General features: G+C 54.8%; 14 protein-coding genes. 5 read left to right on the top strand and 9 right to left on the bottom strand.

The genetic code is table 11. The annotated features are described in order from the left end of the window. Nucleotides 1–4: 4 nt before the first annotated feature. From VGM48_RS13455 to VGM48_RS13440, 4 genes are all read right to left on the bottom strand, one after another. Nucleotides 5–1,144 (bottom strand): PepSY-associated TM helix domain-containing protein, encoded by a 1,140-nt coding sequence (locus VGM48_RS13455; RefSeq protein WP_331579922.1) that lies wholly within the window; start codon nucleotides 1,142–1,144, stop codon nucleotides 5–7. A 5-nt stretch (nucleotides 1,145–1,149) separates the two neighbouring features. Next, a complete protein-coding gene (locus tag VGM48_RS13450) occupies nucleotides 1,150–3,594 on the bottom strand; it encodes a TonB-dependent receptor (protein ID WP_331579920.1) in 2,445 nt (814 codons plus the stop codon). A gap of 138 nt (nucleotides 3,595–3,732) precedes the next feature. Next, a complete protein-coding gene (locus VGM48_RS13445) occupies nucleotides 3,733–4,473 on the bottom strand; it encodes a peptidoglycan DD-metalloendopeptidase family protein (protein ID WP_331579918.1) in 741 nt (246 codons plus the stop codon). A 15-nt stretch (nucleotides 4,474–4,488) separates the two neighbouring features. Then, nucleotides 4,489–7,359 (bottom strand): leucine--tRNA ligase, encoded by a 2,871-nt coding sequence (locus VGM48_RS13440; RefSeq protein ID WP_331579916.1) that lies wholly within the window; start codon nucleotides 7,357–7,359, stop codon nucleotides 4,489–4,491. A 265-nt stretch (nucleotides 7,360–7,624) separates the two neighbouring features. Between VGM48_RS13440 and VGM48_RS13435 the strand changes: the two genes are divergently transcribed. From VGM48_RS13435 to VGM48_RS13415, 5 genes are read left to right on the top strand one after another with little or no spacing between them, the layout of a single operon-like run. Further along, nucleotides 7,625–8,446 (top strand): cell division protein FtsX, encoded by an 822-nt coding sequence (locus VGM48_RS13435; RefSeq protein ID WP_331579914.1) that lies wholly within the window; start codon nucleotides 7,625–7,627, stop codon nucleotides 8,444–8,446. A gap of 37 nt (nucleotides 8,447–8,483) precedes the next feature. Beyond that, nucleotides 8,484–8,777, top strand: a complete 294-nt coding sequence (locus tag VGM48_RS13430; RefSeq protein ID WP_331579912.1) for a DUF3098 domain-containing protein — start codon at nucleotides 8,484–8,486, stop codon at nucleotides 8,775–8,777. Between the two features lie 6 nt (nucleotides 8,778–8,783). Then, on the top strand, nucleotides 8,784–9,578 hold the full coding sequence (locus tag VGM48_RS13425; protein ID WP_331579910.1) for an undecaprenyl-diphosphate phosphatase: 795 nt from the start codon (nucleotides 8,784–8,786) through the stop codon (nucleotides 9,576–9,578). Then, nucleotides 9,575–11,032 (top strand): MFS transporter, encoded by a 1,458-nt coding sequence (locus VGM48_RS13420; RefSeq protein ID WP_331579908.1) that lies wholly within the window; start codon nucleotides 9,575–9,577, stop codon nucleotides 11,030–11,032. Before VGM48_RS13425 ends, VGM48_RS13420 begins: the two co-directional genes overlap by 4 nt. Continuing rightward, nucleotides 11,029–11,886: an MBL fold metallo-hydrolase gene (locus VGM48_RS13415; protein WP_331579906.1), complete on the top strand. Its 858-nt coding sequence runs from the start codon at nucleotides 11,029–11,031 to the stop codon at nucleotides 11,884–11,886. The genes VGM48_RS13420 and VGM48_RS13415 overlap by 4 nt, the downstream gene beginning before the upstream one ends. On the opposite strand, the gene VGM48_RS13410 is transcribed toward VGM48_RS13415, so the two are convergent. The 5 genes from VGM48_RS13410 to VGM48_RS13390 form a co-directional block, all read right to left on the bottom strand. Beyond that, nucleotides 11,883–13,370 (bottom strand): hypothetical protein, encoded by a 1,488-nt coding sequence (locus VGM48_RS13410; protein ID WP_331579905.1) that lies wholly within the window; start codon nucleotides 13,368–13,370, stop codon nucleotides 11,883–11,885. The two genes, VGM48_RS13415 and VGM48_RS13410, sit on opposite strands and share 4 nt — an antisense overlap. 9 nt (nucleotides 13,371–13,379) lie before the next feature. Continuing rightward, nucleotides 13,380–14,882, bottom strand: coding sequence for a hypothetical protein (locus VGM48_RS13405; protein WP_331579903.1), 1,503 nt, complete (start codon nucleotides 14,880–14,882; stop codon nucleotides 13,380–13,382). Beyond that, nucleotides 14,879–15,580: a glycosyltransferase family 2 protein gene (locus VGM48_RS13400; protein WP_331579901.1), complete on the bottom strand. Its 702-nt coding sequence runs from the start codon at nucleotides 15,578–15,580 to the stop codon at nucleotides 14,879–14,881. Before VGM48_RS13400 ends, VGM48_RS13405 begins: the two co-directional genes overlap by 4 nt. Then, nucleotides 15,570–16,724, bottom strand: a complete 1,155-nt coding sequence (gene glf, locus VGM48_RS13395) for a UDP-galactopyranose mutase (protein WP_331579899.1) — start codon at nucleotides 16,722–16,724, stop codon at nucleotides 15,570–15,572. Before glf ends, VGM48_RS13400 begins: the two co-directional genes overlap by 11 nt. A 65-nt stretch (nucleotides 16,725–16,789) precedes the next feature. Then, the gene (locus tag VGM48_RS13390) at nucleotides 16,790–19,159 is read right to left on the bottom strand and encodes an ABC transporter permease (protein WP_331579897.1); all 2,370 of its coding nucleotides are present in this window, start codon (nucleotides 19,157–19,159) and stop codon (nucleotides 16,790–16,792) included. Nucleotides 19,160–19,179: the final 20 nt, after the last annotated feature.

Genomic DNA, 19,179 nt, shown 5'->3' with positions numbered 1-19,179 from the left:
AAATTTAAGCAATTTTTGCGCCAACATCCGGCGTCTTTTTCTTATACTTTTTCAGATACCACACCAGAAATCCCGTCACCGGGAGACTCGCACAGATGAGACTGGCGATAAAAGCGATGATCTTCCCCGTTAGCCCCGCGATCGCGCCGACATGCAAGTCATAATTCATTTCGACAAGCCGCTGCATCCGGCTCTTTTTTGCGTTTTGCAAATGGTTTAGCAACCTCCCCGAGTACTGGTCAAACTGAAGCACATCATAACCATAATAGGTCTCGCCATCGCGATAAGCATAGACATAGATGACCCCCTCCTTTCCAAACGCAGGCGAAACGCCAAACCTCACCGAAGAAGGCAGGGAATCCCGGCTCGTCTGCAAAGCCTGGTCAAGCGGACTGGCGGCAACCGCCCCCGGAGTCGATGAAAAGGCGGGTGGCGGCGGTGTTGCCGGCGGCCAGACAAAGAGCAGCCCGGTGATGGCGATAACAAGCGCCGGGATCAGGCTATAGAATCCCGGAACATTATGCAGATCGTAATTGACCCGGCGGAAAGAGGCCTTCCATTTTATTTTGAAGCTTCGGTCGCGAAGGGCCTTTGTCCATTTCTTTGGCCACCAAAGGACAAGACCAGTGAGCAGCAGCAGGACAAAGATGACTGTACTCCACGCGACGATGGGCTGGCCGTAGGAGGTATTCAGCAGCAGGCTCCAGTGCAGATATTTGACGACGGAAAAGAAGTCGTACTTAAAGTCCCGGAAGCCCGTGACCTTCCCCGTGTAGGGATCGAGAAAGACCGACTCATAATATTCCATTGTCCCAAAAATGGTAAGCGCCGTGTCGTTCTCCTTATAGGCCATGAACTCCCAGGTACGGTCCCCCTCCCGGTAGGCCACGATCGTCGACAGGGGATGACCGGCGCCAAGGGCGGCCTGCGCGGTCTGCCGAAGACCGGCAAGCGGAAGGGTTGTCGGGTTCCCCGCCGGGGCAACGCAATAGTACCACCGCGGGTGCAGGGCTTCGGTGATCTCTTTTTGGAACACGAACAGACAACCCGTAACGCTCACGATCAAAACCACCAGCCCGGACACGAGCCCGAGCCAGAGGTGGATCTGACCGATATAATATCTCGGAGTTCTCTTTTTCCGCATCGGCGCTAGAATTTAAAGGCGATGCTCGCTTTCACACTTCGCAAGGGTTGCGGATTCACGGTCGTGTATCCCACCCAATAGTGTTGGTCGGTGAGATTATCCGCCTTTACCGAAACCCGGAAATGTGCATAGTCATAGAATACCGAGGCGCCCAATACCGTGTATGCCGGCAGGATGAAGACCCCCTGGCTGGCGCTGTTGACGATCTTGTTATCACTGGCATAGTTGCCGCCGAATCCAAGACCCAGTCCTTTCAACGCACCGCCGGGGAACTTATAGCTCACCCACCAGTTGGCGGTGTAGGGGGACGCAGCGGTTGCCGGTCTGCGGCCGAGGACATCTTTATCGGCCTTTTCATATTTCGAATCGTTGTAGGAAAAGCCGGCAACAATATTCAGGCCGGTGATGGGGCTGGCAACGACCTCGGCTTCCACCCCCCTGCTGCTTTGCGTACCATCCTGGATCTGCGGATTGACGGGAAGGCTGGAGTCCGGCGCGGCAGGGATATAGCTGCGGATGATATTGCTGACGTGGATATCATAGACGCTGACGGTACCGGTAAGCCGCTGATCGAAGAGGTCTATTTTTACCCCGGCCTCGGCCTGATACGCCTGTTCGGGGCGGAATACCCTGCCCTTATAGTCCGTTCCGGTCTCATTGGTAAACCCGTTTTGATAGTTGGCGAACAACGAAAGCTGGTCACGGATCGGCTGATACACGATGCCGAACTTCGGCGAGAGCGCCGTTTGGTTATACCCACCGCTGCTTGCCCCGGTCGTCACATCAAAGTTGCCTTTATTGACAAAATGATCCAGCCGCAACGCAGCCAGCACCATCAGGTTGTCGGTCAGGTTCAGCACATCGGAGACATAGGCACTGTAGGTATTGCTCGTATTGGCAATGGGATAATAGAAATCCACACCCTTGGTGGCATAGAGTTTTTGGAGGTTGGTCCGGTTAAAATCCCGATACGTGGGGATCACTCCATGGGATAGGACGGTATCATAGGTTCCACCACTGAAAAGCTCGTTGGGAGTGTGATTGAAATAATCCAGCCCGGCGACAAACCGGTTGCGCAGGCTGCCGATGGTGAAGTCTCCATTGATGTTCTGCTGGATCTCCAGCATCCGGTCGCGGCTGTTGGCGGTGAACTGGTCGTTGCGGGAGATATAATCTGTGCCGATATCGGCCGGATTACCCGTCACCGCGGAGTTCGCCAGCAGATAGAAATACGGTCCCGGACCGTCTGAATAGCTGTTGGTCACCGTGACATTGGTCTGCGTGCTCCAGTTGTCGTTGAACCGGTAGTTCATCCGGGCAAAGAAATTGCTCACCGCGGACTGCTGCGAGAGGTCGTCGCTGAAGAAGCTGCGGCGGTAGTCGACCGGGAGCTTGTCGGCCCGGTCGACACCCATCGAAGCAATGGTCTGGCCATAGGGGAAGAAGAAAATAAGTGGGGTGATGCTACGGCTCCGGTAGATCTCCGCATCGAACAGGAACGAAAGCCGGTCGCTCACCTTGTAAGCAAGGGAGGGTGCAAAGACAAAACTCTTGTAAGATCCATTGTCCTGGAAGCTGCCTTCGTCGGTGTAGGCGGTATTCACCCGAAGAAGTACGCTGTGGTCGGCGTTCAGGGGCGTATTGACATCGGCGCTGATCCGGTTGAACCCAAAATTGCCGGCCGAATAACTCACCTCACCCCCGACCCGGTCATAGGGCTTTTTCGTCACCCGGTTGATCAACCCGCCATAAGAGGTAAGCGTGCTGCCGAAAAGCGTTGCAGAGGGTCCTTTGAGCACCTCGATCCGCTCCAGGTTGGCGGCATCGATCCTGCTGGTGACATTCCCGGCCACGCCATTACGCAGCTGGCTCTGAAGGATAAATCCCCGGGCATTAAAATACCCGCCGCCATCGCCGCTGCGGCTCGTGGCATCCCACATCTTCTGCACGCCGGCGGCATTGCGAAGTCCGTCATCGACCGAGAAGACAAGCTGATCGGCCAGCAGGTCCCTGGTGATCGTCGTATATACCTGGGGGTTCTCAACGTTCTTCAACGGCATCTTGGCAAGATCGTCGCTGGTGCGGCGCGAAAAGCGGTTTGTCCCGCCCGTGACGACGACTTCCTGCAGTTGCTGCTCGGACACCTGCAGCCGGATAGACAGATTTGCGGTGCGCCGTAGTTCCACCGTAACATGCTGGGTGGTGGTGGCAAAGCCGGTAAGGGATATTTCCAGATCGTATTCGCCTGCGGCCAGGTTGGCAAACGCAAAGCCGCCCTCCTCATCCGTGAGGGTGGTACGGCCATTGCTCTTAACACGAACGGTGACCGATGCGGCGGGTCGCCCGTCAGCAGTAAGCACCCTACCTTTGATGGGTGGGGCAGGGTCCGCCCAAACAAAAGCCGGCGCAATAAGTATCGATAAAAAAAGAAGCGGTAGTATGCGTTTCATCGTAGGTCGTTTAGAGGCGCAAATTTGCGATCGATGTCCGGCAAAGCCGCCCGCTATCGGGAAAAACCAGTTACGCAAAACGGAACTACTATGAGATACGAAGAATTCAAAACCGGAAATGGGAGGAGATCGCGAAGACTATGCTTGCAGTTGCAAAATGAGATTGGGATCGGGGCAGTTAGCCAGCCATTGCTGCCTTTCGGAAAACCGGCAGACCCCGGGATAGTCCCCCTTCCACCCCTGCATGTCGGCAATCAGCTGGAAGTGCAGGTGCGGCGGCCAGTTGCCGTTCTCAAAACGCATCCCAAATTCCCCGATGACCTCGCCTTTCCGGATATTCTTTCCCTCGGTAAGATTTTTCAGGGAGTTGAGGCTGAGATGGCCGTATAAGGTATGAAAGCCGACGCCATCGAGGTTATGCGTGAGGATCAGCGTCGCGCCATAATCGCTGTCGTTGTTGTTGAAGGCAAAGCTATGGACGATGCCGTTTAGCGGCGCCATCACCTTCGTACCGGCCGGCCCCCAGATATCAATACCCAGGTGCAGCCGCCGGGGCTCGACGCCACCGGCTTCCGGGGACCCGGCCTTACCAGCCTCCCGCGACCCGCTGCCGCGGTTGAGTTCTCGATCAAAATGTTTACTCCGGCCATAGAGTGTGCGGTGTTCGCCATAACCGCCGATGCCATAGCGGGCCTGGTTCTGCCGCAGGGTGCGGTTGATCCAGTCGGCGAAACGTTCGGTATCGGCTATTTCATCGGGTGAGAGCGCCGTATTATTGTCGGTGAAGTCGAAGGCATATAGCTTATCCCTGCCGGCATCGAAGGGCACAACCGGGTGAAGATCCGCCCGGTGCGACTGCAATATGGAGGTAAGAGGCATGCTGTATTCAAGAATTTAAACAACTACATTGATCATCTTGTTCCGGACATACACCACCTTTTTCGGCGGATTCCCATCGAGCCATTTCCTGACGATCTCATCCGCCAGCACGATGGCTTCCACCTGCTGTTGCGTTGCATCGAGGGCAATATTCAACTCGTGACGGGTCTTGCCATTGATAGCGATGGGATAGTTCTTCGTCGATTCGACCAGGTATTTCTCTTCCACGACAGGGTAGGGCGCATCCAGCACCGAACCGGCGTTACCCAGCTGATGCCAGACCTCTTCGGCAAAATGCGGGGCATAGGGAGCGATGGCAACGACCAGTTTCTCCAGTACCTCTTTCTTGTTACACTTCAGGTCGGTGAGATCGTTGACGCCGATCATCAACGCACTGACCCCGGTGTTAAACGAAAAACGATCGGTCGCCTCTTCCGCCTTTTTGATCGTCCGGTAAAGCGCTTTCCATTCGGGGTCCGTGGCTTTTCCCGTCGTCCAGACCCTGCCCTTTTGCTCGTCGAAGAAGAGCCGCCAGAACTTGCGGATAAACCGGTGTACCCCTTCGATCCCCTTCGTATCCCAGGGCTTGCTCTGCTCGACAGGGCCGAGGAACATCTCGTACATGCGGAAGGTGTCGGCGCCATATTTATTGACCAGATCGTCGGGATTGACGGTGTTGTAAAGCCGTTTGCTCATCTTCTCGGTCTCCGATCCACAGAAATATTTACCCTCTTCGAGGATAAACCGCGCATCCGCATATTCGGGCCGCCATTTCCGAAAGGCTTCGGTGTCGAGCTCGGTGCCGTCGACGAAGTTGACATCGACATGCAGCGGGGTGACGGTGATGGCTTCCAGTGTGATGGAAGTATCGGCGAAGTGATCCCGCACCGCCAGCCCGACCAATTCATGAAATTCCGGGATTCCCTGGATGGCGGCGATCCCGCCGGAAACAAAGACCGGCGTCTTCCTCGTCAGCTCTTCGATATTCCCGGTGCCACGCAGCTCGAGCCGGTAGACAAACCGGCTGCTGCCCTGGATCATCCCCTGGTTGACAAGCCGCTTAAATGGTTCGTCATGCCCGATAAAGCCACGGTCATAAAGGAACTTGGTCCACATCCGGCTGTACAGCAGGTGACCCACGGCATGTTCGGTACCACCGATATACAGGTCCACCTGGCCCCAGTAGTCAGCGGCGGCGCGGCTGCAGAAGCTGCCGTCGTTATGCGGGTCCATATACCGCAGGAAATACCAGCTGCTGCCGGCATACCCGGGCATGGTGTTGGTCTCGAGATGCCGGGCCGTCCACTCGGGGACATTCGCCAGCGGACCTTCGCCCTCCGGACCGGGTCCGTATTTCTCGACATGCGGCAACTCCAGCGGGAGGGCCGACTCAGGCAGCGCCTCGGCGATCCCGTCTTCCCAGGTGATAGGAAAAGGCTCACCCCAATACCGCTGGCGGCTAAAAGCCGCGTCGCGCATGCGGAAATTCACTTTTTGAGTGCCGATGCCCTTATCCGCCAGTTTTTTTATGGCGAAGACGATGGCGTCCTTCATGATCAGGCCGTCGAGGAAACCACTGTTCTGCAGAACGGCTTCCTTGGTGGGGTTGGCTTCTTCGCCGTTGAAGTGTTCGCCGATGATATTCGTGATGGGCAGGTCGAAGTGCCGGGCAAATTTAAAGTCGCGTTCATCACCACAGGGGACGGCCATGATCGCGCCCGTGCCATAGCCCGCCAATACGTATTCGGAGGTCCAGATAGGAATATGCAACCCGCTGAAAGGATGGACGGCATAGGCGCCGGTAAAGCAGCCCGTGATCTTTTTCTCGGCCATCCGCTCCCGCTCGCTCCGGCTTTTCACATAGGTCAGATATTCCTCCACGGCCGCGCGCTGTCCGTCCGAAGTAATCGCCTCCACAAGCTCATGCTCGGGCGCGATGACCATGAAGTCCACGCCGAAGAGGGTATCCGGACGGGTGGTATAGACACGCAGTTGACGGCCGGGATGATCAAGTATCCCAAAATCGATCTCGGCGCCAAAGCTCTTGCCGATCCAGTTGGTTTGCATCTCCTTCATCGAATCACTGAAGTCCACCGTTTCGAGGCCTTCGAGCAGGCGGTCGGCATAGTCGGTGATCCGGAGATACCACTGCCGCAGCTTCTTTTTGACGACGGGATGGCCGCCCCGCTCACTGAGCCCGTTGATCACCTCGTCATTGGCCAACACCGTGCCCAGCGCTTCGCACCAGTTGACCTCGCCATAGCCGCAATAGGCCAGGCGGTAGTTCATCAGGATCTCCTGCTGCCGGCGACGGTCAAAGGCCGCCCATTCTCCCGCGGTAAACCGGATAGAGGCGTCTCCGGGACAAGGGTGATGTCCATTTCCCTCTTTCTCGAAATATCTTACCAGCCATTCGATCGGCACCGCCTTTTTTTGCTTCCGGTCATACCAGCTGTCAAAAAGCTGTAAGAAGATCCATTGGGTCCATTTATAGTAGCCGGGGTCCGAGGTCCGAAACTCCCGGGACCAGTCGAAGGAAAAGGCGATGTTGTCCATCTGCCGCCGGAAATTGGCGATATTGTCCGCCGTGGAGACCGCGGGGTGGATACCATGCTCGATGGCGTACTGTTCGGCAGGCAGGCCAAAGGCATCATAGCCCATGGGGTGAAGAACGTTAAAGCCTTTCAGGCGTTTGTACCGGGCATAGATATCACTGGCGATATAGCCCAGGGGATGCCCGACGTGAAGCCCCACACCACTGGGGTAAGGGAACATATCCAGCACATAGAACTTCGGCCGGGAAGCATCGTTGGATACCCTGTAAGTGCCCTGCTCGGTCCAATGCCGCTGCCATTTCTTTTCTATTTCGCCAAAATTGTATTCCATGCTGGATCCTGATTGATTAGAGGGGACTCACGCCGCCTCTGTTGGAAAAAAGTTAAAAGAGTGATTGATACCGAAATAATGCTGGCAATCGATCGTTAAAGGGGTAGTAAACAGCATTATTAGGGTTGCAAATTTACAAAATCGGCCGCGAAAAACCGTTATTTTTGCTATCAGCCGGACATTGTGTACTAACCCAATTAAAACTAAGAACTCCATGGGGCAATTCGGAAAAGGATCTGCGAAACGTTCGACACCCTCCTATTTTATGGCAATCGTAGGCGTCAGCCTGGTCCTGTTCCTGCTGGGGTTATTGGGTTGGATCGTCATCAACGCCAACCGGCTGGGCGAGAATATCCGGGAAAATGTGGAAGTGCAGATCTATGTCCGGTCCAACCTTTCGGCCAAGGATAGTGCGGCCCTGGTGCAGTTTGTAGCGGCGCAACCCTACGTGAAGAGCTATGAGTACATCACAAAGGAAATGGCGCGCAAGCAGTTCGTGGGCACCGGCAACGATGACTTCAATTCTGTTCTGGAGCAAAACCCCCTGCCGGCATCAGTCGATTTTCACGTCCGCAGCGAGTATGCGAATGCAGACTCCCTCAACAAGATAAAAGCCGACTTCGCCCAGAATATCTCCGTGGATGAAGTGAAATACAATAAGAAGCTGGTGACCCAGGCAGACGACTGGATCCGGAAGGCCAGCGTGATCCTGCTGATCATCACCCTCGCCATCTCCGTCGCGGTGATCTTCCTTATCGACAATACGATCCGGCTGGCGATGTTCAGCAACCGCTTTTTGATCAAGACCATGCAGATGGTAGGCGCCACCCGTTGGTTCATCGCCCGCCCCATGGACCGCCGGGCGATCATAAACGGCGCGATCAGCGGCGTCATCGCCATCGCCGCCATCGTCGGCATCATCTTCGCAGCCGAAACCTGGCTACCGGAGATAAAAGCGCTCAGGGACAATGCCCTGCTCTCTGCCATGTTCGCCATAATGATCCTGCTCGGCATCTGTATCTCCTTTATCAGCACCCACCGCAGCGTAGTGAAATACTTAAAAATGAAATTGGACGACCTCTACTAGATTTTCCTATATTGCAGGCCCAAAACATTTATTTTTCATGGCAACGACCAAAAAAGCAGCCCCCACCGCCTCCCGGCCTGCAGCACAGGCTCCCCGCCAGCAAGCCCCCTTGTTTGGGAAGGAGAACTATCGCTGGATGCTCATCGGCCTGGTGCTTATCGCCCTCGGTCTCATTCTGATGGGCGGAGGTAAGAGCAAAGATCCTAATGTCTTCAATCCCAAAGAGATATATAGCTTTACCCGGATAACGCTCGCCCCCATCCTGATCCTCGGCGGGTTTGTCGTCGAGATCTTCGCCATTTTCCGCAAAGACAAGAAGGAAAGTCAATAAGACATCATGACCATCATACAGGCCATTATTCTCGCAGTAGTGGAAGGACTGACGGAGTTTTTACCTATTTCGTCGACGGCGCATATGAAGTTTACCAACCCCATCATCGGGGTCGCCTCCACTCCCTTTTCGGATATGTTCGAGATCGTGATCCAGCTGGCGGCTATCCTGGCCGTCGTAGTGGTCTACTATAAGAAATTCTTCGATTTCTCCCGGTTCAGCTTTTATATCAAGCTGGTCATCGCCCTGATCCCCGCAATAGTGGTCGGCGTCCTGCTGAAAAAGCATATCGATACCGCACTCGGCAACCTGTATTTCGTCGCCGGGGTCATGATCGGCGGCGGCATCCTTTTTCTCTTCGCCGACAACTGGTTTAAGACTCCCCGCATCGACGATGAGCAGCAGGTAACGAATCGCAATGCCTTTGTCATCGGCTGCTACCAGATCCTGTCCATCGTCCTGCCCGGATTCAGCCGTAGCGCAGCCACGATCCTCGGTGGCATGAGCCAGACGCTAACCCGCAAAGCCGCCGCGGAATTTTCCTTTTTCCTCGCCGTACCGACCATGCTGGCGGCATCGGTGAAAAGTTTTTGGGATGTCCATAAGGAACATCCCGATGTCCTTAACCGGGAGAACGCCTCCCTCCTCGGACTGAGCAGCCTCGTTTGCTTCTTCGTCGCCATCATCGTCATCCGGTTTTTTATCGGGTTCCTGAAAAAATACGGCTTCAAGCCCTGGGGATACTACCGCATCATTGTCGGGCTGGTGATGCTCATCCTACTTTGGAGGGGCATGTTATGACCCAAACGGCGTCCAAACGGGTGATCAACGGTTGGGCCATGTATGACTGGGCCAATTCGGTGTACAACCTGGTGATCACGACGACCTTTTTCCCGATCTACTTTACAAAAGCAACCGCCCACCACTTCCGCAGCGACAGCATCCCCTTCCTTGGCATGAAGGTGAACAATTCTTCCCTGTATAGTTATTCCGTATCGGCCGCCTATCTGGTGATCGCGGTGCTGTATCCCGTGCTCACCTCCATCGCGGATACCCGGGGCAACAAGAAGCGCTTTATGCAGTTTTTCTGCTATATGGGCGCGCTTGGCTGCAGCGCCCTGTTTCTCTTTGACGGCAGCAATGTCGGACTGGGTGTATTCTGCTTTATGCTTGCCTCGATGGGGTATGTGGGCAGCCTGGTCTTTTACAACGCCTACCTGCCCGAGCTCGCCGCACCCGAAGACCAGGACAGCGTCAGCGCAAAAGGGTATTCCTATGGCTATATCGGCAGCGTGATCATGCAGCTCATCGGCTTTGCCATCGTCCTGCTGATGCCGGAAAAGCCGTTTCTAAGCCTGCGGCTGAACTTCCTGCTGGTGGGATTATGGTGGGCCGGGTTCGCCCAACTGACCTTTGCCGTTTTGCCAAAAACGACGCGTCAGGCCAAAGCGGCGACAAATGTCTTTAAAACGGGCTTCGCCGAGGTGAAGAAAGTATATGCCGAGGTAAAAAAGCTGGCCGTCCTCAAACGTTATCTGCGCGGCTTCTTTTTCTATAGTATCGGTGTCCAAACGGTGATGACGGCGGCAACTATTTTTGGCAGCACCGTCCTGAAGCTTGATGATACCAAACTGATCATAACGATCGTGCTGATCCAGCTGGTAGCCATCGTAGGCGCCACCTGGATGAGCCAGCTGTCCAGAAAATACGGCAACATCCGCGTACTGATGGGTGTCGTCGCTTTTTGGATCCTCATCTGCATCTCTGCCTACCTGACGGCGGGTCAGGCAGAACACCTAAGGCCTTTTCACGACAAGATCGCCGAGCTGGAACAGCAGAAAGAAGACCTGGAAGCCCGGAAGGGACAGATGGCGCCGCCTGCCTATGACGCCGCGGATGCCGGTGTCCTGGCCGAACTCTCGCGCTGGAAACATGATCTCCAACCGCATCAACAACCGATAGAAAACTCGTTTTACCTGCTGGCGCTGGGCGTAGGTCTCGTGATGGGCGGTATCCAGTCGCTGAGCCGGAGTACCTATTCCAAGCTGATGCCGGCGACGAAGGACACCGCTTCCTATTTCAGCTATTACGACCTGACCGAAAAACTCGCCATTGTGATCGGGATGTTTACCTTTGGGTTCGTGATCCAGATTACCGGCAGCGTGAAAAATGCGATCGTCTGCCTGATCCTCTTCTTTATCCTGGGGGTCGTCTGGCTAAACTCGGCGCGTATCCGACAGAGATCAGCGATATGAAACTGCACACCATCAATACGGGCTTCTTTAAACTGGACGGCGGGGCAATGTTCGGCGTAGTGCCAAAGTCACTCTGGAACAAGGTCAATCCCGCCGATGAGAACAATCTCTGCACCTGGGCCATGCGTTGTCTGCTGATCGAGGAGGGCGGGAAGCTCATCCTGGTCGACAACGGGATCGGTGACAAACAGGACGCGAGATTCTTCAGCCATTATTACCTGCATGGCGACGATACGCTGGATCGTTCCCTCGCGGCCCTCGGCTATCACCGCAGCGATATCACCGATGTACTGCTCACCCATCTGCATTTCGACCATTGTGGAGGCAGCATCGTCCGCGAAGGCGACCGGCTGGTGCCGGCCTTTAAGAACGCCACGTATTGGAGTCATTCGCGGCACTGGAAATGGGCTACAGCACCAAACGATCGCGAAAAGGCATCCTTCCTGAAAGAGAATATCCTGCCGATCGAGGCAAGCGGACAGCTTCGCTTCGTCGATGCGCAACGCGAAACATCCGAATTATTGACCGACGTGATCATCCCCGGTCTCACCTGCCGCCTGGTCAACGGCCATACCGATGCGATGATGCTCCCCCAGCTGCAATACAGGGACAAGACCCTGGTGTTCATGGCCGACCTGCTTCCCTCCACGGGACATTTTCCTATCGCCTGGGTGATGGCTTATGATATGTTCCCGCTGACGAGCCTGCAGGAAAAACGCGCCTTCCTGGAGGAAGCCGCGGCGGGAGGCTATGTCCTCTTCTTCGAACACGATTCCCGAACCGAATGCTGTATCCCGGAATCAACGGAAAAGGGTATCCGCCCGGGCGCCGGTTTCCGGCTGGCCGATCTCTAGCGTGCCTCTTTCCGCTTCCACAAGACAGACCCGAGATGCTGATTCTCCATCACCGGCTGATAGTTGTCGCGCAGAAAGCCATGCCACTCCGCATCGGCCCTGGGGTTCGAGAACCAGTCACCGCCGTCGGTAAGATCGAGTATAAAGGTAGTCTGATGTCGCCTGACATCCTCTTCGATGGAATGCAGCAGCCTGAGATCGGCATCCCAGTCAGGGTACAGCCGCCAGAAATGCTGATAGATCCAGGGCGAAGGCGCCAGGGCATTCACCTCGTTGGCGATATACAGGCTGTTGATACTGCCGAATACATAGAACTGATAGTCCGGCGGTCGCTGCTGCCGGATATAGGCTATTTCCGGGGACTCGGCCACCTCATCGATATCTTTACTTTTCAAATGAGTGCCGTGCTGAAGCGCCGTATAGGCCAGACTGAAAAAAACAAGGAAACTGAATATTCCCTGCGCCTTATACCCGGATAATACCGGTTCGCGGGTAAAAGCGAAGACACAGAACAACAAAATGGGGATGGAAGCCGCCAGTGGAAGAACATAGTGAGTAAAAGTCGCCTGGTATATTTTCGGCACCTGATCCCGTCCGCCCATGAATTCCGTGACGATGGACAAGGGCACGGCCAACAACGCGATGATGATCAGCTTCCGCTGGGAAGCCGGGAACAGGGAAGCACATACCCCGAGAGTAACCGTTACCAGGACCGCCACTTCATAATTTCCAATGTCCATCAGGGTCTTCAACTTTATAAGATGGTCCCTGAAGGACTCCGGCAAAGTCTGCGTATACCAGCCGAGGTTGAACAGGAAGGCATCCTTCCAGAAAAAGGACAACGCATTATTCCAGGCAAAATAAAGGATCAACGGCAGCGCAACCGACGCAAAACCCAGGAATGTCCGTAGCACACGCCCCCCGACAGGCGAAGGATCGCTGCCGGGCAAAAAGCTGTAAAGGAAGAACGGAAGAAGTTGCAGCACCTGGTCCTGCTGCATAAAAAAGATAGCGCCGCTTATCGCTCCGAGCGCGAAATACCGGAACCGATGCTTCCCCAAAAAAATACAGAAAAAAAAGATCACGAAGATCGCCGTGTATTCGCGGGTCATGCCGATCCCGAGACAAAGGAGATGGTCCCTGATCATGAGATTGAATAACAAGGGCGGAACCCAGGGAAGGGGTATTTGATATTTTCTCCCCAGACGATAGAAAAGAAAGGTCGCCAGCAGCGCAAGCGTCGCGTCGATAAACCACTGTGCCCATCCGTTCAGCAGAACACCCACATAGTTGACAAAAAAAATGAGCGGCGGTTTATGATCAAATACGTCCCGGTAGGGAACTCCTCCTTTGTGCAGGAGCAAACCCGCATAGCGATAAACCTCCTTATCTCCAGATATCTCATTGTATCGGGGGATATAGAAGAGGCTCAGCAGTAACGATGCGGCCAGAAGGAACAAAAGCGTGATCCGGTGACGGTTCATATGGTGTTCTTATCGATTCGAATAGGTCAGCGCGTCTTTCCGTTTCCACAGGATGTTTTTATTGGTGTCGGAGATCGGCAGCTGCTCGTAATAGGTTTGCATAAAGCTCTGCCAATACTCCGCATTGGCAGGGTTGAGAAATTGTTTCATCCGGACCGTGTCCATGATGATATAGGTCGTATGGTGTCGCAGCAGATCGTTGGTGATGCCGGTCAGCAGGGCGTGGTCGGTATCCCATTTATCATACCAGTCCCACATATGATGGTATATCCAGCGCGACGGGGCAAGGATGCGAAACTCATTGTAAGCATAAATGTAGTCATCGTAATTGAAGACATAAAGCTCGTAATTGCCGGGCCGGTGCTGACGCAGATAGTTGAGTGCGGGGGAATTGATATCGGTGTCTTCGCTGCGTCTGATCAGATGGGTGGAATGCTGCAACGCCGTATAGGCCAGGCCGCAACAGAGCAGTAACGCGTACGGCAGTTGAATGGGCCTGCTCCCCAGGATCGCGTCATCCGAAAAAGCAAAGACGACAAACAGGAGGGCGCATACGCTGCCCGCCAGTGGAAGGAAATAGGGGAGCGAATCGATCGGATTGGCCCTGCCTTCGAATCGGTTGCCCATCATTTCCGGTGCAAGCGACAGAAAAAAAGCCGCCAGGGCAGCCAGCAACAGGCCCTTTCTTTTATGGCGCAGGAAAAAGGCGGTCCCCCCCAATACGAGGGCGATCAGGAAGGGCACTTCATAGTTACCGGCATCCAGGCATCGTTTGATCGTCCGGAAATGGTCGCCCAGGGATTTGGGCTGTGCCGTATACCAGACCATATTGAACCGGAATCCGTCTTCCCATAGATATGCAAGGGAATGATTCCAGGCGAAATAAAAAAGGATGGGAAGCAGAACAAGCCCAAAACCCAGGCCTATCCGGGCGATGCGAAGATAAACGGGGCGGGATCGCTCCGTCAGCAGGGCATAAAGCAGGAATGGCAGTACCGCGAGAACCTGTTCCTGCTGGGTGAAAAAGATCAATCCCGTAAAAAGGCCAAGCAGGTTCTCGCGAAACCGGGCCTTCCCCATGAAGATGCAAAAAAAGAGGACAAAGAAGTAGGTGGTATATTCCCGCGTCATGCCGGCGCCCAGACTGACCAGGTTGTCGCGGACCATCAGGTTGAACAAAAGCGGCAGGAGCCAGGGAAAATGCAGGCGGTTTTGCAGGCAGATGCGGTACAGGGCCCCGGTAGCCAGAAGCGCGAGGACCATATTGATCACCCATAAGCCCCATAGCCCTCCCCCCAGGAGTTGACCGGCGGCATTGATGAAAAAGATGCCGGGCGGCTTGTGATCAAAAAAATCGCGATAAGGGACCAGCCCTTTCAGAATCGCCATGCCCCCATAGCTGAATACCTCGCGGTCGTCGAACATCGCGTCAAACGGCGGGCAATAGCAGAGGCTCAGCAAAAAGGAAATGCCGAGGAGAAAGAAGAGAACAAATGAGTTTTTTCTCGTCATCTGATCCGGAATAAAAGAGTCTGAATAGAAGATCGGATAGCCCCACTCAGAAAATAACGGTTGAGCCTGCTCTGCCGCAGGCCCTGACCCCGCAGCTCGACCACCGTGGTAAATATCCTTGTTTTTTGCAGGATAAACCAGGAAGTGAGCAGAACGTTGGGCGCAAAGCTCCGCGCCGGGATCTTCTCCAGGGCAGAGCGTAGCAGCCCGGCCCGCATAAGGCGATAAGGGCTGTTCACATCCTCTACCCCTTTGCCATAAATTAACCGGACCATCCAGGTCGATACCCGGCTCACCCAATGCCGGCCCTTCGATGCATTCTTGTCCCTGCGCTGGGCGATAAGAAGATCGTAGGCATCGCGTTGAGCCCACAGGCTTCCGAAGGCGGCGGTGTCGAGTTGGTGGTCGGAATCTATCTGGAAGACCCATTCGGCCTCCAGCGCATGGTGATATCCGTTGAGAATGGCCGCCCCATGACCCGCATTGGCCTGGGTATGGACATCGAGCGTGGAGTCCCCGGCGGCCATTGATCGCAGCAGGGACAGGCTGTCATCCTTCGAGCCGTCATCGATAAGCATCACCGTATAGGGAACGCCGGTAGCCCGGAATACGGGCTGCCAGTCGCTTAGAAGGGCGGGCAGGTTCGCCGCTTCGTTGTATACCGGGATGACAACGGCCAGTTGGGGGTTAGACGGCATGGATCGGATGCGTTTGTGGCAGGATGCGGGTTTCGAAGATCTCCAGCGCTCTGTCGATCGTCTGGTGCATGTCGTAATATTTATAGTCGCCGAGCCGGCCGCTGATGAAGACGTTGTTCAGCTGTGCGGCCTCCTTTTGATAGAGGCCCAGCAGCCGTTGGTTCTCCGCCGCGGCAATGGGGTAATACGGGTCGTCGCCGCGATCGGCCAGGGAGTATTCGCGAATGATGATGGTCTTATCCTTCGGGTATTCCTTTTCGGGATGCAGATGCCGGGGCTCGTGGATGCGGGTATAGGGGATATCCGCCTCGGGGAAGTTGATCACCGAATTCCCCTGGTAGTCTTCCGTGTCGACGGTCTCCTGTTCGAACCGGAGGGTCCGCCAGGAGAGCTTGCCGTATTTATAGTCGAAGAAACGATCGATAGGGCCGCTGTAGATAAGACAGGCGTCCTTTTTCAGCAGGTGGCGGACCTCGAAGAAATCTGTGTTCAACAGCACCTTTATCTTCTTATCGGCAAGCAGGCGCTGGAAGAGGTCGGTATAGCCCTTTTCCGGGATGCCCTGCCAGCGGTCGAAGAAATAGTTGTCGTCATAGTTGTTGCGGAAAGGCAGGCGGTTGAAGATAGCCGGGGGTAGCTGCCGGGGGTCTACCTGCCATTGCTTGATGGTATAGTGTTTGAAAAAAGCCTCGTACAGTTCGGGGCCAAGCAGGGAGATGGCCTGCTCTTCGAAGTTGGCAGGAGTCCCTTTGACCGGTTGCCGCAGGGTATTGAGGAAATGCTCCACCTCCTGGGGTTTCAGATTCCGGTCAAAAAATTGATTGATGGTGGCCAGATTGATCGGAAAAGGGTAGATCCTGTCCTTATAGCAGCTGAGGACTTTGTGCCGGTAGGTGTTGAAACTGGTGAACCGGCGGATATAGTTCCAGACCTTCTCGTTGGAGGTATGAAAGATATGGGTGCCGTATCGGTGATATTCGATGCCGGTGGCCGGGTCGGTGGCAGAATAGCAGTTCCCGCCAATATGGTCGCGTTTTTCGATGACCAGTACGGGTTGATTCAGTTGGTTAGCGATTCGTTCGGCAGTGACGGACCCGAGCAGCCCGCTGCCGACGATCACGTAGGAGTACTCCGTGATATCCATTTCGCTAATATAGGACTTATATCAGATATCTGCCAGTGGTTTGAAGATCAGCCTTTTTGGGGCCATCATTCACTTCTCAGACTCTCTACCGGATTCATGACCGCCGCCCGGATGGATTGAAAGCTGATGGTAACCAGCGTGATCGCCATGGCGATCAGGCCGGCCGCCAGGAACACGTCTGCGCCTATCTGGATGCGGTAGGGATATTTCTGCAGCCAACTCCGCAAAAAATACAGCGCGATGGGCGAGGCGATCACACAGCTGATCAGGACCAGTACAATAAACTCTTTCGACAGCTGGAACCACAATTGGCCGATCGATGCACCCAGTACTTTGCGGATGCCGATCTCCTTGGTTCGCCGTTCGGCCATGTAAGCAGCCAGTCCAAACAGACCCAGACAGGAAATGAAGATGGCCATTCCGGCGATCAATGCGGCTAATTTGCCGATCAGCACTTCGGTGTCGAACGTTCTGGCATAGCTGGCGTCCGCAAATTGGTACTCGTAGGGGAAGGCGGGATTGTACTTCGAAAAAATGGCGGTCAGTTGGGCGACAGCCTCATGAGCCGGCAACCGGGGTGAAAGACGATACATCATGGTGCCCTGTGGGTTCGGGTCGTACAGGAACATCGTTGGATCGGCAGGCTGATAAGGGGATACGGTCAGCGCGTCTTTTACGATCCCGATGATCTGCATTTTTGTTTTCCAGTTGGTGATCACCTGATGCAGCGGGTTTTTCAGGCGCAGCAGCCGGACAGCCGCTTCGTTGAAAATGACGTTCAGTGTGTCACCGCTGCCGCTGAAATCGCGGCCTTCTTTCATCGTCATGCCCAGGGTTGCAAAATAACCTTCGGAGATGCTGATCCGCCCCATGTTTACCGTTTCCCCCGGGCGTTTGCCCGGCCAGTCATCGACATCCCGGTGCCAGCCGCTGCGGGTGGCGGGACTGGACGCCCAGGTGACGCTTTCCGCAATACCTTTTTGCAGCAATTCATTCTTAATGGCCGTATAGTTATGCGCCAGGTCGCTGTTCATGTTCGTCATCACGAGCCGGTTCAGATCGTATCCTGCCGGTCTGTTCCGGGCATATTGGATCTGCTGGTAGATGATGAACGCGCTGATGATCAGCGCAACGGAACAGCTGAACTGCAGTACTACCAATATCTTCCTCGGCAAGGCCGAGGTCCGGGCCGCCTTTGTGCCCTTCAGCACTTGTACGGGATTGAAGGAGGACAGGTAAAAGGCCGGCCGGCTGCCGGCTGTCAGTGCCGTGACGAGGACAGCGCCTGTCAGGACCAGCCAGAACGCGCCGCTGGAAAAGGGGATGCGGATATCCGTTCCAGTCAGGTTGTTTAACGCAGGTAGCGCCAGTTGAACCAGCAGCAGCGAAAGCAGGAAAGCGATGGCGGTCAGCAAAAGCGATTCTGTCAGGAACTGAATAACGAGATCTTTCCGCCGCGAGCCGATGGCCTTCCGGACGCCCACTTCCCGGGCCCTCTTTTCCGAGCGGGCGGTGGTGATATTCACGAAGTTGATACAGGCGATCAGCAATACGAGCACGCCGATGATGGCAAACATCCGGACATATTCGACAAAGCCGCCGGTCTCTTTTCCATTTTCATAGTTGCCGTACAAATGCCAATTTTGCATGGGTTGCAGAATGACATTCGTCACTACGGACATGATATTGTCCTTGTCGACTTTTTCGATGTCCCTTATTTTGGCCGCGACCTTGTCATAGGAAACCCCCGGTTTCAGCTGCACATAGGTCTGGAAGCCGTTCCATTCAAAATTCATGTGACGCGCAGAATGCGTAAACTCATCGTTCGCTTCAAGATAGGCGAACGGCACCAGGTAGTTGAATTTGAAGCTGGAATTGGCGGGCAGGTCTTTCAGGATCCCCGTGACCTTTAGGTTGTCCTTGTTATCGAAGCGAACGGCCTTACCCATCGGGTCTTCCGGGCCGAACAGCGCTTTTGCCGTGCTTTCCGTCAGCACGATGGAGTAGGGATCCGCAAGGACGGCCGCGGCATTACCTTTCACCAGCGGAAACGGGAATATCTTCAGAAAATCGCCGGCGACATGGGAGCCGGCCATATACAATTTCTTGTTCCCCACCAGCAGGCCATGGGAGCGCATGTAATCCGTTTCTGCCACGTATTGCATTTCTGGAACCTGGTCCCGCAGCGCATCCGCCAGTTTCAGCGAGCTGCCGTTGTAATTGACCGTGTCTCCGTTGCCGTAATAGTTCCTGCGCACCAGGTACGCCCGCTGATAGTCCGGCAGAAATTTATCAAACGAATATTCGTTGTAAACCCATAGTCCGATAAGCAGCGCAACGGCCATCCCCATGGCCAGTCCAAAAATATTCAGCGCGCTGTATCCTTTGCTGCGAACGATCGTCCGCCACGCGGTTTTGAAGTAATTTTTAAGCATATCGTCGGGTTGTTGGTTTG

The sequence above is a fragment of the Puia sp. genome (genome assembly GCF_036500295.1).
Lineage (GTDB): Bacteria > Bacteroidota > Bacteroidia > Chitinophagales > Chitinophagaceae > Puia.
This window is presented reverse-complemented; position numbering and strand designations above follow the sequence as displayed.

Coding starts and splice junctions, on each gene's coding strand:
- VGM48_RS13400 (WP_331579901.1), bottom strand. CDS start 15,580: ATGCCGTCTAACCCCCAACTGGCCGTTGTCATCCCGGTATACAACGAA.
- VGM48_RS13440 (WP_331579916.1), bottom strand. CDS start 7,359: ATGGAATACAATTTTGGCGAAATAGAAAAGAAATGGCAGCGGCATTGG.
- VGM48_RS13450 (WP_331579920.1), bottom strand. CDS start 3,594: ATGAAACGCATACTACCGCTTCTTTTTTTATCGATACTTATTGCGCCG.
- VGM48_RS13420 (WP_331579908.1), top strand. CDS start 9,575: ATGACCCAAACGGCGTCCAAACGGGTGATCAACGGTTGGGCCATGTAT.
- VGM48_RS13430 (WP_331579912.1), top strand. CDS start 8,484: ATGGCAACGACCAAAAAAGCAGCCCCCACCGCCTCCCGGCCTGCAGCA.
- glf (WP_331579899.1), bottom strand. CDS start 16,724: ATGGATATCACGGAGTACTCCTACGTGATCGTCGGCAGCGGGCTGCTC.
- VGM48_RS13415 (WP_331579906.1), top strand. CDS start 11,029: ATGAAACTGCACACCATCAATACGGGCTTCTTTAAACTGGACGGCGGG.
- VGM48_RS13425 (WP_331579910.1), top strand. CDS start 8,784: ATGACCATCATACAGGCCATTATTCTCGCAGTAGTGGAAGGACTGACG.
- VGM48_RS13445 (WP_331579918.1), bottom strand. CDS start 4,473: ATGCCTCTTACCTCCATATTGCAGTCGCACCGGGCGGATCTTCACCCG.
- VGM48_RS13390 (WP_331579897.1), bottom strand. CDS start 19,159: ATGCTTAAAAATTACTTCAAAACCGCGTGGCGGACGATCGTTCGCAGC.
- VGM48_RS13405 (WP_331579903.1), bottom strand. CDS start 14,882: ATGACGAGAAAAAACTCATTTGTTCTCTTCTTTCTCCTCGGCATTTCC.
- VGM48_RS13455 (WP_331579922.1), bottom strand. CDS start 1,144: ATGCGGAAAAAGAGAACTCCGAGATATTATATCGGTCAGATCCACCTC.
- VGM48_RS13435 (WP_331579914.1), top strand. CDS start 7,625: ATGGCAATCGTAGGCGTCAGCCTGGTCCTGTTCCTGCTGGGGTTATTG.
- VGM48_RS13410 (WP_331579905.1), bottom strand. CDS start 13,370: ATGAACCGTCACCGGATCACGCTTTTGTTCCTTCTGGCCGCATCGTTA.